The sequence below is a fragment of the Delftia sp. WSY_16 genome (assembly GCF_043104415.1).
GTDB lineage: Bacteria > Pseudomonadota > Gammaproteobacteria > Burkholderiales > Burkholderiaceae_C > Comamonas > Comamonas tsuruhatensis.
Window position 1 is genome coordinate 242,442 of record NZ_JBICKS010000005.1, and the last position, 15,715, is coordinate 258,156.

A 15,715-nucleotide genomic window follows, 5' to 3' on the forward strand; every position below is an offset into this window, starting at 1 on the left:
ATGCATGGCCCGAGGGGGCGCCAGGGCCGGGCACGCGCGTGGCCGGCCCTGGCGCTGTGGACGTGCGCATTGGCACTGGCCAGTACGCCGGCGCATGCCCAGGGGCGCGCGGACACCGTGCTGTCCCAGATGCCGCTGTTCGTGAACCAGGCGCTGGCGCCCTTGAACATGCTGGTGATGGGGCGTGACCACAAGCTGTACTACGAGGCCTACAACGATGCCTCCGACCTCAACGGCGACGGTGTGATCGATGTCGGGTACAAGCCGGACCAGATCGACTACTACGGCTACTTCAACAACAACGTCTGCTACAGCTATTCCAAGGGTGTTTTCGTGCCCTCGCAGGCAGCGACCGGAAGCAATAGGAAAAAGTGCTCGAACCACTGGAGCGGCGACTTCCTGAACTATCTGGGCACATCGCGCATGGACGCCATACGCCGCGTGCTTTATGGCGGCATGCGTGCGGAGGACACGGCTTCGCGCACCGTTTTGCAGACCGCCTACATTCCCAGGGATGCGCACAGCTGGGGCAAGGCCTATGACCCTGCGCGGGATGCCAAGGTCTACAGCATTTCGGACTATGCGCCGCTGCGCCCGCCGGCGGTCGGCACGCGCCATCTGTTTGCCGTCACCACGCTGGGGGAGGCCGCTGGCGTCATCACCCAGTTGCGCGTGCTCAATGACTCCTCGTTCCAGATCTGGGACTGGGTGTCCCAGGAGGGCTTTGCAGGGCAGAGCAACTGTGCAGGCGGCAATTCGTGCGCGCGGGCCAGCAGCAGGATCACCGACTACAACCTGCTTGTGGAGGCCTGCTCCAGCAGCAATGTCCAGTTGCTCGAGCCCAGCTGCAAGGCCTATCCCAACGGCGGCAAGACCGTCTACAAGCCCACGGGGCTGCTGCACGACTTCGGGGAGAACGGGAAGATGTACTTCGGCCTGCTCACAGGCTCGTACGAGAAAAACATCGCCGGCGGCGTGCTGCGCCGCAATATCGGCAATTTCGCAGAGGAAGTCGACCCTCAGACGGGCCAGTTCAAGACGGGTGTCAATGGCGTGGTCGCCAACATAGACCGCCAGCGGCTGATCGGCTACACCGGCGGCAAATACGTGGAATGCGGCTGGATCACGTCCGGCCCCATCAGTTCGCTGGACAAGCCTTCGAAGTGCGCCATGTGGGGCAACCCCATCAGCGAGATGATGTTCGAGACCATGCGCTATTTCGGCGGCGCATCCCAGGCCCTCGGCATCTATGACTACGCCGGCGGCTCCTCCAAGGATGCGTCCCTGGGCCTGTCCAAGCCCGCCTGGGAAACGCCCTACAGGGCCAAGGCCGAAGGCGGGGGCGGCTACCAGTACTGCTCCCGTCCCGTCATGACGGTGCTCAGCGACATCAATCCCTCCTACGACGGCAAGCTGCCCGGCAGCCGCTACGCGAGCGTCGGCGCCAGCGCCCTCAATGGCTTCAATGTCTCAGACGAGGTGGCGGCCATCGGCTCGGCCGAGCGCATAGACGGGAAGAACTTCTTCATCGGCCAGTCAACGTCGGCCAATGCCGACCAGGCTCCTTCGGTCAAGACCATTGCAGACCTGTCATGGGCGCGCGGCCTGTCTCCCGAGGAGCCCAGCAAGGAAGGCACCTACTATGCCGCAGGCGTGGCCCGTTTCGGCGCCAGGAATGCCATCTTCGGCAACAGCCAGGGCAAGAATGCGCTGAGGACCTACTCCGTGGCCATTGCGTCACCGCTGCCGGAAATACGATTTCCGATCGGCGGCAAGCGCTTTGTGACCATTGCACCGTTTGCCAAGACCGTCTCCGGCAGTGCCGGTGGCAGCACCGTGAACAATGCGGTCTTCACGCCGACCAACCAGATCGTCGACTACTACGTGGTCAACATTGCCAACACGGGCAAGGCGGACATCGATGCCTCGGTCAATGGCGGGCGGCCCTATGCGGAGTTCCGCATCAACTACGAGGACGTGGAGCAGGGCGCCGACCATGACATGGACGCCATCGCGCGCTACACGATCGCGCTGCAGGCCGATGGCAAGGTGAAGATCGACATGGTGTCCGAGTACGCCGCTGGCGGCCTGGGGCAGCACATGGGCTATGTGATCTCGGGCACCACCAAGGACGGCATGTACCTGGAGGTGCGTGACAAGGACACGGCCTCGGCCTACTACGCCTACAACACGCCCCCCAATCGCGATCCGGGCTACTGCCGGGGCAGCATCTCGGCCCAGCAGCGCACGGAATGCTCGAACCTGGGGCTCACGGCCACCCGCAGCTTCACTCCCGGCAATGCGACCGACGCGGGCAGCTTCCTGAAGGGCCCGCTGTGGTATGCCGCCAAGTACGGCGTGCCGGACCGCGACCCCTCCAAGATCACGGGAGATCCGGACAACTATTTTCTGGTGACCAATGCCGGCACGCTCAAGGACCAATTGACCAAGGCGTTCAACGACATCCTGCAGAACATCAGTTCCGTGACGGCGGTCAGCGTGGACATGCCCACGGCGACACTGGGCGAAGGCGCCGACCTGTACCGGACCACGTTCGAGGTCCAGTACTGGAGCGGCGATGTCATCCGCGAGAAGCTCACCACCAGCGACAGAACGCTGGTGTGGAGCGCGGCGGAACTACTGTCGGAGCGGTCCGCCGATGACCGCAAGATCTACTACCCCAGCAGGACCGGCAGTGCCGTGTCGCTGAGCCCTTTCACGTACTCCAGTCTCAGCGGGCAGCGTTCCGATGCGTCCTGGCTGGCCGTGCTCAACACGGACCCGGCCACGAACTCCGCCGATGGCCAGGCAAAAAAGCGCATCGAGTTCCTGCGTGGCGAGGTGCGCGATGACTTGCGCGTGCGCAAGCCCCTGGCCAGCGGAAAGCCCAATGTGCTGGGCGACATCGTCAATTCCTCGCTGGTGCGGGTCAAGGGCGGCCTGTACCGCGCCTCCGCTGCGGACAAGCTGGAGGGCAGCACCACCTATGCCGCCTTTGCCGCGAAACAGGCTGCCAAGGAGATGCTGTATGTGGGCGCCAACGACGGCATGCTGCACGCCTTCGACGCGGCATCTGGCAAGGAGGAGTTCGCCTTCATTCCATCGGGGGTGAAGAATTCGCTCAATGTCCTGACGTCCCGGTATGGCGCGGGCGGCGCTCCCCACCGCTACTTCGTGGACGGGACGCCCGTGGTCTCCGATGTCTACTTCGGCAACGCCTGGCACAGGGTGCTGGTCGGCAGCCTGGGCGCGGGCGGGCGGCAGGTCTTCGCGCTGGACGTCACGGACCCCACCTCCCCCCGGTTGCTGTGGGAGTTCGGCGTTGAACAGGACGAACGCATGGGTTACTCGATGCCAACGCCCGTCGTTGCGCGGCTCAACGACGCCGGCCGGTCCAAGGGCAGGTGGGTGGTATTCCTGTCCAATGGCTACCAGGCGTCGAACAGCGCCTCCGGCGAGTCCAGCCTGTTTGTGCTGGATGTCTCCAGTGGCGAGGTCATCCGGCGCTTTGATTTCGCGGCAGGCATGACGGCCGCAGAGCTGAGCGCGCTGCCTGCGCCGAAGAACGGCCTGTCGCGCGCCGCCGTGGTGGACAACAACGGCGATGGCAAGGTGGACGTGGCCTATGCCGGTGATCTTGCGGGCAATGTATGGCGCGTGGACCTGGCCAGCGGTGCCAGCGGCTCATGGAATGCGCAACTGTTCTTTGTGGCACGCGAGTCCGAACGCAGCGGCGGCAAGCGGCTGTCCATCACCACCGCCCCCTACGTGGTGCGGCACTCCAGCGGCAAGGGCGATGTGGTGGCCTTCGGCACGGGCCGCTTCATGACGGATGACGACAAGCTGGACATGCGCCGGCAATCGGTGTTCGGTATCTGGGATCGCTACGGCACACCCGCTACGACTGCGCCGCAGCCGCTGCCTACCGCCGGCAAGGGACGCGGGGATCTGCAGGCCCAGCAGTTCACCCAGGTGAGCGGCTTTCCGGGCAAGTTCGCCCTGTCGGCCAACCCGGTCACCTGGTACAAGGACGCCACCAGCACCGCCGACTCCAATGTGCACAGCTGGGGCTGGTACGTCGATCTGCCGCGCGACGGCGAAAGACTGGTCTACGACATGAGCCTGTACGGGCGGGGACTGGTGTTCACCTCCATCCGGCCGCCGCTGGGCGACCCCTGCTCCGCGGGTCTGGCCAGCACGATCTACGCCATCGATCCCGACACCGGGGGCAAGACCGACTATGTCGCCTTCGATGTGAACGGCGACGGCATCTTCAACGCCTCCGACAACCTGGCAGGCCAGCAGGTCAACGGCCGCGAGGTGGGGCCGGGCAGGCCCACCATCAGCGGCGCGAAGATCTTCGACTCCAGCGGAAAGCCAAGCGGGGCGGGAGACCCAGTCAAGACCGGGGGCGACGATATCAACAGCGGAGTGGACCGGGGGCGACAGAGCTGGCGCCGCCAGCCCGCGAACCCGTGACCGCCATGCCATCCACAACACACAGGGGCCTGCCGGCCCCGGCCGTCTGGCTGGCCCTGCGGGCCCCCGAGGAGAAATGCGTGCGCAGCAAGCTACATGGATTCACGCTGATCGAGCTGATGATCACGGTGGCGGTGGTCGCCATTCTTTCGGCGATCGCCTACCCCTCCTACCAGGAATACGTGCTGCGATCGCGGCGCGTGGAAGCGCAAAGCCTGCTGGGCGAGGCCGCCGCCCGGCAGGAGCGCTGGCGGGCGCAGAACGGCGGCTACACAAGCTCCGTCGCCAACCTCAGACTGCCCTGGGGGGACAAGTCCGAGAACGGCCACTACACCCTGACGATGGCCACGGCCGCCAATGACGGCGGCTACACGCTCAAGGCCACGCGCACCGGCCGCCAGGCATCGGACAGGCGCTGCGGCGACTACACCCTGAACGCCCTGGGCGTGAAAGGCATCTCGCCCCTGGGAACGGTGGAGGACTGCTGGCGCTGAGCGCCACCGGGGCCGGGGTCTCAGTCCTGCGCCTCATCCACAAATTCCACCATGGCCGCCGACACCTTGGGCAAGCGGCCTCGTACCCGTGCCGTGCTACCGCAGTCAGGTGCGTTGCGAATCCAGCTGCTCACCGTTCCTGGCCACTTCCTGCGCCTTGGAGTAGCTTTCGATCAGCAACTGGTACGGCGGGAAGACTGCGCTGTAGGCCTGCGCCCACTGCAACGCGTCCTCGCGGTTCCAGGTCTTTTGCACCTCCGAGCACACCGCCGCCGTGTCCATCGGCACGACACCAGCCTGCACGATGCGCGCCAGCGTGATTTCCTGCGCCATTTTCGAGTAGGTCCCCGAGGCGTCGATCACCGCGAAGACCTGGTAGCCCTCGTGCACCGCGGCGATGCTGGGAAAGGCCATGCAGACGCTGGTGATCGTCCCCGCGATGATGAGCTGCCTGCGCCCGGTGGCCTTGACGGCAGCGACGAACTCCGGGTTGTCCCAGGCGTTGATCTCGCCCTTGCGCGCAACGTACCGGGCATGCGGGGCGTACTGGTGGATCTCGGGGATCAAGGGGCCGTTCGGACCCTGCGGCACCGATGCGGTGGTGATGACCGGGATCTTCGCCAGTGTCGCTACCTTGGCGAGTGTGGTGGCATTGGCACGCACCTCGGTGAAGGGCATATCCTTGATGGTCTGGAACAGGCCGCTTTGATGGTCGATCAGCAGCATCGCCGCATTGTCGGGATCGATGACCGGGCGGGCGCCGTTGAAGTTGGCAATGGTTTGGGGTGTGCTCACGGTCTTCTCCTCAATTGCCCTGGGTGAATGTGGTGTGGCTCGTGAACAGGTTGCGGTAGTCGGGGATGTGGTTGGAAAACAGAGTGCCCAGCCCCTGCACATCGTTGCGCCAGTCGCGGTGCAGTTCGCAGGCAGCGCCGAACCAGCTCATCAGTTGCACGCCGGCCTGCGACATGCGATTCCACGCCGCATCGCGGGTGATGGAGTTGAAGGTGCCGGAGGCGTCAGTGATCACGAAGACGTCGAAGCCTTCCTCGATGGCCGACAGTGCCGGGAAGGCCACGCACACCTCGGTCACCACGCCGGCGATGATGAGTTGCTTCTTGCCCGTGGCCTTCACGGCCTTGACGAAGTCCTCGTTGTCCCAGGCGTTGATGTTGCCGGGCCGGGCGATGTAGGGCGCCTGGGGAAACTGGCTCTTGAGCTCCGGCACCAGCGGTCCGTTGGGGCCGTTCTCGAAGCTGGTCGTCAGGATGGTGGGCAGCTTGAAATAGCTGGCGATGTCGGCCAGGGCCAGCACGTTGTTCTTGAACTTGTCCGGGTCGATGTCGCGTACAAGGGAGAGCAGGCCGGTCTGGTGGTCTACCAGCAGCACGGCGGCGTTGTCCTTGTCCAGGCGGACGTAGGGCTTGGTCATGGTGAATCTCCTTGGGGTTGCAAAGTGCCCGGGATGGGCGGTTCAGGCGCAGCCGTGCACGACCGGGGCAGCAGGCCCCGGCTGAACAAAGCCGCGTCGGGGGAAACATGCAGGGCTCCCGGCGGGAGCCCTGCGGCGCTCATTGCGCCATCTGGCCGAAGCGCCCGCTGTTGAAGTCGGTCATGGCCTGACGGATCTCGGCCTCGCTGTTCATCACGAACGGGCCATAGCCCACCACCGGCTCATCGATGGGCTCGCCGGACAGCCACAGCACGGTGGCGTCGCTGCTGCCCTCGATCTCCACGCCGCTGCCGGCGCGCTCCAGGTGCACCAGTTGTCCTTCCCGCGCGATGGCGCCGTTGACCAGCACCGAGCCGTGGAGCACCACCAGGGCCAGCGTGTGGCCGTCCTTCGCGTCGAACCGGCCCACGCCGCCATGGCGGATGCGGATGTCCCACACGTCCATCGCCGTGAAGGTCTGCGCCGGGCCGCGGTGGCCGCCGAACTCGCCGGCAATCACCCGCACACGGCCCGCGCCTTCCGCCAGGTCCGCCCAGGGAATCTGCGCATCCAGCAGCGTCTGGTAGCCCGGCGCGGTCATTTTGTCCTTGGCGGGCAAGTTGACCCAGAGCTGCACCATCTCGATGGTTCCGCCGCGTTCGGTGAAGGCGCGCGAGTGGAATTCCTCGTGCAGGATGCCGCCGCCAGCGGTCATCCACTGCACGTCACCGGGGCCGATCAGGCCGCCGGCGCCGGTGGAGTCGCGGTGCTCCAGCTCGCCCTGGTAGACGATGGTCACGGTCTCGAAACCACGGTGCGGGTGCTGGCCGACGCCGCGCGGCCGGTCGGTCGGCCCAAAGGGCGTCGGCGCCGCGTGGTCAAGCAGCAGGAACGGGCTCAGGTGCTTGCCCAGCCCGTCGTAGCCGAACAGCGAGCGCACCGGAAAACCGTCGCCTACCCAGTGCATGCGGGGGGCGCTGTAGACACCGAGGATTTTCTTCATGCTGATCTCCTTGTGTCGCCGAGACAAAGGTCTTGGCTGACGGATAGAGAATAGGATTTGAACGATGAACGCGGTAGTCGTTAATATTTGCCATCAGAGTCCTATCTGAGGAACGATGAAGGCGGTGTGCAATGAAAGACCTGAACGACCTCTACTACTACGTGCAGGTGGTGGACCACGGCGGCTTTGCGCCCGCGGGCCGCGCGCTGGGGATGCCCAAATCCAAGCTGAGCCGGCGCATCGCGCAGCTGGAGGAGCGTCTCGGCACGCGCCTGATCCAGCGCTCCACGCGGCGATTTGCCGTCACCGAGACCGGCCAGACCTACTATGGCCACTGCAAGGCGATGCTGGTGGAGGCCGACGCCGCCGACGAGGCCATCGCGCTGACCCACGCCGAGCCGCGTGGCATCGTGCGCATGACCTGCCCGGTGGCGCTGCTCGATGCGCGCATCGCCGACATGCTGGCGGCCTTCATGGCCGCGTACCCGCGCGTGGAGATCCACCTCGAGGAAACCAACCGCCGCGTCGACGTGGTGGGCGAGGGAATCGACGTTGCCATCCGCGTGCGCCCGCCGCCGCTGGAGGACAGCGACCTGGTGATGCGCATGCTCGCCGAGCGCGGGCAATGCCTGGTGGCATGCCCGCAACTGCTGACAGGCGGCATCCCCCAGGTGCCCGCCGACCTGGCAGGCCTGCCGAGCATGGACCTGGGCCTGCCGCAGCACGAGCATGTGTGGCACCTGATCGGCCCGGACGGCACGCAGGCGGCCATCCGCCACCGGCCGCGTCTGGTCACGCGCGGCATGCTGGCGCTGCGCGCGGCGGCCTTGGCGGGGGTGGGCGTGGTGCAACTGCCCTCGATGATGGTGCGCGAGCAGATCGCGCGCGGTGAACTGGTCCACGTCATCCCGGGCTGGGCGCCACGGCGCGAGATCATCCATGCGGTGTTCGCCTCGCGGCGCGGGCTGCTGCCGGCCGTGCGGGCGCTGCTGGATTTCCTGGCAGAGCGGTTTGAGGCGCTGGACGAAGACTGAGCTGCCGGCAAGCCCCATGGTGGCGGTTGCAGCAGCTCATGGCTGCATCTCGCCTTGTGGGGCACGGCTCCTGCCGCATGTCCGTTCAATGCGGGTGTTGGTGTCCGGATGGCATGCGCTTGGGTTGCTGCACCCAGACCTTGACCTTGTATTCGCCAGCCTTTTCGAACTGCAGCGTCAGATCGAAGCGATCACCCTCGCGCAGGGGCTGCGTGAGTCCGATCAGCATGAGGTGGTGTGACTGGCCATGGCGCAACTGCACCTCCCGGCCTGCGGGCAGTTCGATGAAGGGCACTTCGCGCATGCGCATGATGTCGCCCTCCATCTTCATCTCATGCAGCTCCACGCGTGCGGCCGCTGGCGTGCTGGCCCCGATGAGCCGGTCGGCGTTCTTTCCCTTGTTCCTGATCCCCCGCAAATACGCCGCCCCGTTGCTGGAGCCGGCGATGGAGGGCGTGGCGTAGGGGTGGTCTATGACCAGGTCTCCCGCCCGGAAGTCATGGGCCCGTGCCGTCAGGGGCAGTGTCAGGGCACAGCCCATGCCCAGCAGCATTCCAAGCGCCTGGCGGCGAAGCATCGTGGTCATTTCCAGTTCCTTTCCAACAGGGCATCGGGGGTCCAGATCAGCCGCAGGCCTGCCACCGTATGGCCTTTGCCGGCGATGTGCTCGCGCCCGGCTTCAAGCGCGATCAGAACGCTTTTGACGGGGCGCCAGCCGGCCATGGCCGTGAAGCGGCGCGATGGGTTGTTGGGCAGCAGGTTGGCGTCCGTGGCCACCAGCAGGGCGCCCGGCCCGCTGACGCGATTGGTGCTTCTGAGCCATTCCTGGCGGGCGCCGAATTCCCAGCGCGCGTGCGGCTGCCAGAGTACTTCCAGCCAGCCGCCCAGCGTGCGGCCCTGGTAGCGGGTGTCGCCGTTCTGGGAATAAAGGTTTCCGCTTTCGCGCCGCCAGATGCCTGCTCCGGTGAGCTGGACGCCCTGCAGCGGCGTGGTCCAGGTAGCGCTGGCCCCGGCCAGGTCCACGGTGCCGTCGAAGCAGGTGATGTCGCGCAGGCTGGCGTTGCACTGTGGCGCCGTGTGAATGTGGCCGCTGTTGGAGCGCTGTACATAGGCGCCGCGGCCCTTGGGCTGCATCCGGCTGTAGAAGGCGTCAGCTTGCACCGATGTCCAGGCGGCGCTGGCATGCACGACGGGCGCCCAGGCGGCGTTGTCGCTGCCGGGAAAGCGCCGGGCGCGCCAAAGCCCCAGGTCAATGCCCTGCAGCCAGGACATGGCGCCTTGCAGGTGGGGACGCCAGGCGGCGTTGACGCCATCCTCGATCCAGTCGCCGTTGAAGGCCGCCCGCTTGGCCAGCGGCATCTGGCCGTAGCGGTCGAAGTGCCCGGCACGCGTGAGCACCTGTCCCATGGGCACGCGGTTGCGGCCTGCGCCCAGGGTCAGCTCGGCGTCTGAGCCGCTGCGCGCCTCCATCCAGGCGGCCTCCACGTGGGCTGGGTCGCTGTCGTGCCAGCCCATCGCGATGTTGGCCCCCAGTTGGGGAGATACGCGCAGGCCGGCGCCCAGGGTGCCATGCTCCAGCCGCCAGCCGCGCTGGTCGTCAGGCGTGTCGCCCAGGCCCAGCGTGCCGGCCAGCCTGGGCGCCGGCAAGGTGGAGTCGCCATGGAGATAGGCGGCCACCGCCGCCATGTCGATGCGCAGGCCGTTGGTCTGCGGTATGCCGTCATCCAGGGTGTGGGCGGCGGCGCTGCCTGCCGACAAGGCGATGACGACGGCGATGGCCGCTGCCAGCGGTGTGCGTTGCGCGAGGAAGCTGCGTTGCATGCTATTGGCCTGCCTGCTGTGCAAAGGGATCGGCGAGCCTGGGGTTGGTGAGCAGCTCATGGTCCGTGAGGGTTTTGAGAAAGGCCAGCAGGTCGGCGCGGTCGTCGGCCGTCAGGGCGATCTGGTTGATGAAGTCGTTCTTGTTGGGGTTGGCGCGCCCGTCTCCGGCATGCGGGCCGGAGGTGATGTTGCGGCCCCCGGCCGCATAGAACTGCAGCACTTCCTCCAGCGTCGCGATGCTGCCGTCATGCATGTAGGGGCCGGTGACTTCCACATTGCGCAGGCTGGGCGCGCGGAACTTGCCCATGTCCTTGAAGAGCTGGGTCAGTTCGTAGACGCCCCGGTTGGGCTCGGGGAAGGCGCCGGTGCCGCCGATGTTGTAGAGGCCCGTGTTGTGGAACGGGGTCTCGACGATGCGGCTGCCCGCGTGCACGATCTGGTCGTTGAAGTTGAAGCTGCTGTGGCAGTGGAAGCATTCGGCCTTTTCGCCGAAGAACAGGTTCATGCCGCGCTGCTCGGCCGGGTTCAGTGCCGTGCTGCCCTTGAGGTACTGGTCATATTTGCTGTTGCCCGAAAGAATGGTGCGCTGGAATGCCGAGATGGCGTGGATCACATTGCCCCAGGTGATGGGCGCTGCCTGGCCCGGGTAGGCCCTGGCGAAGCGCGGGCCGTAGCCGGTGTCGGCAGCCAGCCGCGCGAGGATTTCCTCCTTGTTGTTGTCGTTGACGCCCATCTCCACCGGGTCCGTGCCGAACAGCGGCGTCTCCATCTGCTTTTCAAGCGTGACCAGCGAGGGGTTGGCCCAGGTCAGCGTGGCGTTGTAGACCACGTTGGCCAGGCTCTGGGCGTTGCGCGGATGTGCGTGCCCTGTGGAGCCCAGTGATGTCGTCAGGCCATCGGTGAAGGCCTTGGACTGTATGTGGCAGCTCGCGCAGGCCTGCGTGCCGTTGCCCGAAAGGCGCCTGTCATAGAACAGAAAGCGGCCGAGCGCGGCCTTCTCCGCCGTCATGGGATTGGTGTCGGGCACCTTGGGGGTGGGGAAAAAGGAGGGCAGCACCCAGGACCAGCCCGTGCTGCTGCCGGAGTCATCGTGGACGGCGGTGTCGCCGCCCCCGCAGCCCGCCAGGGCGATGGCCCCGGCAAGGCCGCACAGGGCGGCGGTCCATGCCGCCACCCGCCGAAGCGAATGGGGCTTGTGCATTACTTGGCCTCGGTACGGAACACGGTCTGGCCGCTGCCTTCATTGATGGAGCGGCCCGTGGTCAGATCGATCTTGAGCGCGCTGAAGATGGGCACGCATTCCGGATCGGTGGCCCCGGACATGCAGCCGGCGGCGCCGCCCAGGTCTTCCTTGACGTTCGAGCCCTGCAGCAGCTGCGCAATGTCCAGCACCACCTTCTGGGTGCCGGCATTGAAATCGCCGAACCCGAAATCCATGCGGTCCGCACGCGCGCAGCTGACCGTCTCGCCGGTCACGGGGTTGCCCGTGCAGCCGGTGGAGCCCAGGTGGACGTAGAAGGTCTTGCCGGGGGCGGCCGGCGCGGGGCGGGCCACGCCGCCCACGGGGTTGACCTCGATCTGGGCGAACTTGCGGCCGGCCTGCCAGGACCAGGCCAGGGCCTGCACATCGAGCGGCTTGGGTGCGACGGCATAGTCGGTGTGGTTGACCGAGGAGGGCACGCCCACGGTCATCTTGATGCCCTTGTACGTGCCTGCGGGCACCGTGCCCCTGACCTGCGTGTTCTGCGCCTGCGTGCCTGCGTCGGCGCATGCGCCGGTGCCGTCCTCCAGGTCGATCAGCGTCACCTCCTTGGTCTGCCAGTCGTTGACGTCCAGGGTGACGGCCACGGCCTCGCCCTTGTCATTGATCAGCGAGACGCCGCTGACGTAAAAGCGCAGGTCATGCAGGTCCACCGTGGCCTGGCTGGTTCCCATGCCGGCGATGGGCGTGCCGCATTTGGCGGGCAGGCTGCCGGCCTTGGCGGCGAACTCGATGGCCACGGGCTGGGGGCCCGTGGGCGTGGTGGGCGTGGTGGGCTGGCCGTTGTCACCGCCTCCGCCGCCACCGCAGGCGGCCAGCAGCAGCGGCAGCGCGGTGGCGATCAGGGCGAGGGGAAAGCGGGAGTTGTCAAAGTAAGTGGTACGCATGGGTAAACGGTTTCTTGGTGCCTGCGCTGGGGCCATGGTGGCGCGCAGGCGTGGGTAACCCTGCAGGCTGCGACACGGGTCGCGGCTTGGCATGGGAGAGGATTTGGGGAATGGGCGACGGCATGCCGCCCGTGCGGCCCTTTCGGGCTTCAGGGAAGGGGAGGCGCCCTGGGGGGAGTGCTCAGCACCACGCGCAGCACGGTGTCCCGCGGGCGCAGGGCCTGGGGCGGCAGCGGGGTGGGAGGCGGCGGCGCGGCAAAGCGCAGGTCCGCGCGGGACACATCAGGAGGGGCATCGCCCACGACCCGGCACAGCGGGCAATGCGCTTGGCCGGCTGCCGTGGTCTGCTCCTTGGCTTCAGGCTCCCCCGCAGCAGATGCCGGTTGCGCCTGCTGCAGGCCCAGGGGCGTGCAGACTTCCATGGCCAGCCGCGCCAGCGGGTCGCCACTGCCCTGGCCCGATGCCAGCACCATCGCCAGGGCAGGGTGCACAAAGGCGAACAGCAGCGCCGCAGCCATCCAGGCGGCAAAGCGCCGGCCCTGGTCGCGCCGCTGTCGTGCGCCCGGCAACGCCCACGGCCAGGCGGGTGGCCCGAAGGCCACCCAGCGCTTGATGCGGAGGCTGCTGCAGCGCATGGGCCCTGTGTCAGTGCTTGTGATCGTGGCCCGAGGGCGCCGCCTTGGTGGCCAGCGGGCGTACGGGCGCCTGCACCTGAACGGATTCACGCTTGCCGTCCTTGCCTTCGATGATGAGGGTCAGGGGCACGGTCTGGCCTTCCTGTACCTGCTGCTTGAGGTCCAGCAGCATCACGTGGTAGCCGCCGGGCTTGAGCTCCACGGTCTTGCCTGCCGGCAGGGCGATGGACGGCACCTGGCGCATCTTCATCACGTTGTCCTGCATGGCCATCTCATGGACTTCGACGACCGGCGTCAGGGGCGAAGTCGCTGCGACGAGCTTGCTGTCCTGGGCGGCCTGCAGTTTCAGGAAGGCGCCGGTGGCCTTTTGCTGCGGCACGGTGGCGCGCACCCAGGCATCACTGACGCTGACCTGGGCATTGGCGAATCCGCTGATCATGGCGGCGGCGAGGGCAAGCAAACGGACGTGGCGTTTCATGGGTTTCTCCTTCGTTGGCAAAAATGTCGTGTGTGTCGGGTGCGTGCCTGGTGCGCGACTGGTGCGTGACTGGTGCGGTGGACGGCTGGAAGGTGTCCATCAGAAGCGCAGGTTCATGCTGGCATAGACGCCGCGCCCGTCGGCGGGCGAGTAGCCCGAGGAGCCGCTGTCATACCAGGCGTAGACGTACTTGCGGTTGGTGACGTTCTTGACCTGCAGGCCCAGGTCCATGGTGTCCGAGAGCCGGTAGCTGGCACCCAGGTTCAGCACGGCGAACTTGCCTGCGCGGCCCTGGGTATTGGTGCGCTCCAGGTAGTAGTCACCCTGGGCATTGCCCCAGGCCGACAGCTTCAGCCGGTCCGTGGCCTGCCAGTCCGCGCCGGCCGAGACCAGGTAGTGCGGCACGTTCTCGATTTCCTTGCCCAGGGTGGCGGGAGCGCTGGGGTCGGGCGCGGTGATGCGCGCCACCTGATGGGAGTAGGCGATCCAGGCGGTGGTGCGGGCATGGGGCTTCATGTTGAGCTGTATGTCGTAGCCCTTGCGCAGCGTCTTGCCCACGTTGCCCAGGCCGCCGGGGTCGGGCAGGCCGTCCACGCCCAGCACCCGGGCCACCTCGCCCGAGGCGCGCTGCTCCCAGTAGGCCACGCGGCCGTTGAGCCAGGGCAGGGGAGAGAACTTGACACCCGTTTCCCAGCCATCATTGATGGAGGGCCTGAGGTTGCGATCCTGCGTGCGGTAGGCGTCGATGCCCGAGCCGATCTGGAAGGTCCGGCCCCAGTTCGCGTAGACGCTGGCCTGCTGGCTCAGGGTGTAGGCGATGCTGATCTTGGGCTGCTTGATCAGGCCGTAGTCATGCACGGGGGCGCGCGTGCCGGCCAGGCGGTCGATGAAGTGGCCATCCACGTCGTCAATGCGCAGCGCCGGGATGATCCGCAGGGCTTCGATGGGGCGGATCACGGCCTGCACGTAGGCGCCCTGCGTATGGAGGTCGAAGTCCCAGTCGCGGAACTGCGAGGTCCGCACGCGCTCCGTGGTGCGGTAGCGCTGGCCCAGGTTGCTTTGCCGCTGGGCGTCCAGACCGCCTTCGAGCGTGAATTCATGCGCCCAGGCCACCTTGGGGCGCCAGGTCAGGGTGGTGATGGCGCCTTGCTGCTGCTCGTCGTTGTAGCGCTCCTGCTGCGATCCCGCTGCCGAGAAGCGCACCCAGCGCTGGTTCTCGTACTGGTTGGCGTAGACCTTGGCAGACAGCGACAGCTCGGGCGTCAGTTCGCCATCCAGGTGGGCGCTGAGCTGGCCGGTTTCCCGCTCGCCACGGTCGGCCGCCGCGTAGGCCGGGGAGCTGCGCGGCGCCTTGATGGCTTCTTCGTAGCTGAGGTAGCCCGACTCCAGCGCCTTGTTGCGGTAGTAGCGCGCGATCACGCCGGTGCGCCAGCGGCCATCGTCCGAGGTGTAGAACCATTTGCCGGACAGGGACAGCTTGCGGGCATCGGCATGGTCCCGGTAGCCGTCCGAATCGCGCCAGGCCAGGAAATAGTTCTGGCTCCAGTTGCCGCTCTCGATGCCCTTGGACACCTGCAGCTCCTTGGTGCCGAAGCTGCCCACGGTCACGCTGGCACGGCCCTCGTTGCCGCCCGTGCGGGTGATCACGTTGGCATTGCCGGCGATGTTGTTGAGGCCGTAGCGCGCGTCATTGGTGCCGCGCACGATCTCGATGGCCTCGATGTCCAGCGGGAAGACTGCGTCCAGAAAGGGCATGCCCCCGGCGTTGTCATTGCTGGGGATGCCATCGATCAGCAGCTTGACCGCATTGATGCGGCCTTCGCCGTTGAAGCCCCGGAAGGAGAAGCGCCCGGCATCCGTGCCCTGCTTGAACTGCGTGACCTGCACGCCGGGCGCCTTGGACAGCAGCTCCCAGCTGTAGTCCACATGCTCGTTCTCGAGGATGTCCGCGCCCACGATGTCCACGGAGCTGAACACGCTGCGTGTGGACAGCGGGCCGGAGGCCTTGGAGGTGATGCTGATGGTGCCCAGCGTCAGGGCGGAGTCGTCCTGGCTCAACGGTTGGGGGGCGACCAGGCCCTGGGCATGGGCCGCCGAGGCCAGTGCCAGGGTGATGGACAGGACCAGGGGGCTGCGCGAGAAGGAGAGGGAGACAGACATCACGTGAGGCAGACGGTGGATGGTGTGGAGG

Annotated in this window: 13 protein-coding genes; 3 read left to right on the top strand and 10 right to left on the bottom strand. The window is 66.7% G+C overall.

The genetic code is table 11. The features are described from left to right. Window positions 1–4,479, top strand: coding sequence for a pilus assembly protein (locus ACF8O7_RS04325; RefSeq protein WP_227472586.1), 4,479 nt, complete (start codon window positions 1–3; stop codon window positions 4,477–4,479). A gap of 80 nt (window positions 4,480–4,559) precedes the next feature. After that, on the top strand, window positions 4,560–4,973 hold the full coding sequence (locus ACF8O7_RS04330) for a type IV pilin protein (RefSeq protein WP_174538912.1): 414 nt from the start codon (window positions 4,560–4,562) through the stop codon (window positions 4,971–4,973). 105 nt (window positions 4,974–5,078) lie between these two features. Here ACF8O7_RS04330 and ACF8O7_RS04335 read toward each other — a convergent pair whose 3' ends face one another. From ACF8O7_RS04335 to ACF8O7_RS04345, 3 genes are all read right to left on the bottom strand, one after another. Then, window positions 5,079–5,768, bottom strand: coding sequence for a hydrolase (locus tag ACF8O7_RS04335; protein WP_016445410.1), 690 nt, complete (start codon window positions 5,766–5,768; stop codon window positions 5,079–5,081). A gap of 10 nt (window positions 5,769–5,778) precedes the next feature. Further along, window positions 5,779–6,405 (bottom strand): isochorismate family cysteine hydrolase YcaC, encoded by a 627-nt coding sequence (gene ycaC / locus ACF8O7_RS04340; RefSeq protein WP_126312327.1) that lies wholly within the window; start codon window positions 6,403–6,405, stop codon window positions 5,779–5,781. A 139-nt stretch (window positions 6,406–6,544) separates the two neighbouring features. Next, on the bottom strand, window positions 6,545–7,408 hold the full coding sequence (locus tag ACF8O7_RS04345) for a pirin family protein (protein WP_074923520.1): 864 nt from the start codon (window positions 7,406–7,408) through the stop codon (window positions 6,545–6,547). A gap of 131 nt (window positions 7,409–7,539) precedes the next feature. Between ACF8O7_RS04345 and ACF8O7_RS04350 the strand changes: the two genes are divergently transcribed. Then, window positions 7,540–8,442, top strand: a complete 903-nt coding sequence (locus ACF8O7_RS04350; RefSeq protein ID WP_016445413.1) for a LysR family transcriptional regulator — start codon at window positions 7,540–7,542, stop codon at window positions 8,440–8,442. An 85-nt stretch (window positions 8,443–8,527) separates the two neighbouring features. Here the strand turns inward: ACF8O7_RS04350 and ACF8O7_RS04355 are convergent, their stop codons facing one another. The 7 genes from ACF8O7_RS04355 to ACF8O7_RS04385 all read right to left on the bottom strand — a co-directional run bounded on the left by ACF8O7_RS04355 (window position 8,528) and on the right by ACF8O7_RS04385 (window position 15,684). Continuing rightward, complete coding sequence (locus ACF8O7_RS04355; protein WP_374005492.1) at window positions 8,528–9,028, bottom strand: copper chaperone PCu(A)C; 501 nt, start codon at window positions 9,026–9,028, stop codon at window positions 8,528–8,530. Beyond that, window positions 9,025–10,263, bottom strand: a complete 1,239-nt coding sequence (locus tag ACF8O7_RS04360) for a hypothetical protein (RefSeq protein ID WP_392442508.1) — start codon at window positions 10,261–10,263, stop codon at window positions 9,025–9,027. Before ACF8O7_RS04360 ends, ACF8O7_RS04355 begins: the two co-directional genes overlap by 4 nt. Before the next feature lies 1 nt (window position 10,264). Continuing rightward, the gene (locus ACF8O7_RS04365) at window positions 10,265–11,464 is read right to left on the bottom strand and encodes a methanobactin export MATE transporter MbnM (RefSeq protein ID WP_133072683.1); all 1,200 of its coding nucleotides are present in this window, start codon (window positions 11,462–11,464) and stop codon (window positions 10,265–10,267) included. Then, window positions 11,464–12,411 (bottom strand): MbnP family copper-binding protein, encoded by a 948-nt coding sequence (locus ACF8O7_RS04370; RefSeq protein ID WP_392442513.1) that lies wholly within the window; start codon window positions 12,409–12,411, stop codon window positions 11,464–11,466. The genes ACF8O7_RS04365 and ACF8O7_RS04370 overlap by 1 nt, the downstream gene beginning before the upstream one ends. A 149-nt stretch (window positions 12,412–12,560) precedes the next feature. Then, entirely contained in the window at window positions 12,561–13,046 is a 486-nt protein-coding gene (locus ACF8O7_RS04375; RefSeq protein WP_017404965.1) for a DUF2946 family protein, read from the bottom strand. Window positions 13,047–13,056: 10 nt separating this feature from the next. Then, a complete protein-coding gene (locus ACF8O7_RS04380; RefSeq protein ID WP_013803107.1) occupies window positions 13,057–13,524 on the bottom strand; it encodes a copper chaperone PCu(A)C in 468 nt (155 codons plus the stop codon). Window positions 13,525–13,623: 99 nt separating this feature from the next. Continuing rightward, window positions 13,624–15,684, bottom strand: a complete 2,061-nt coding sequence (locus ACF8O7_RS04385; RefSeq protein ID WP_126312322.1) for a TonB-dependent receptor — start codon at window positions 15,682–15,684, stop codon at window positions 13,624–13,626. Between the last annotated feature and the right edge of the window lie 31 nt (window positions 15,685–15,715).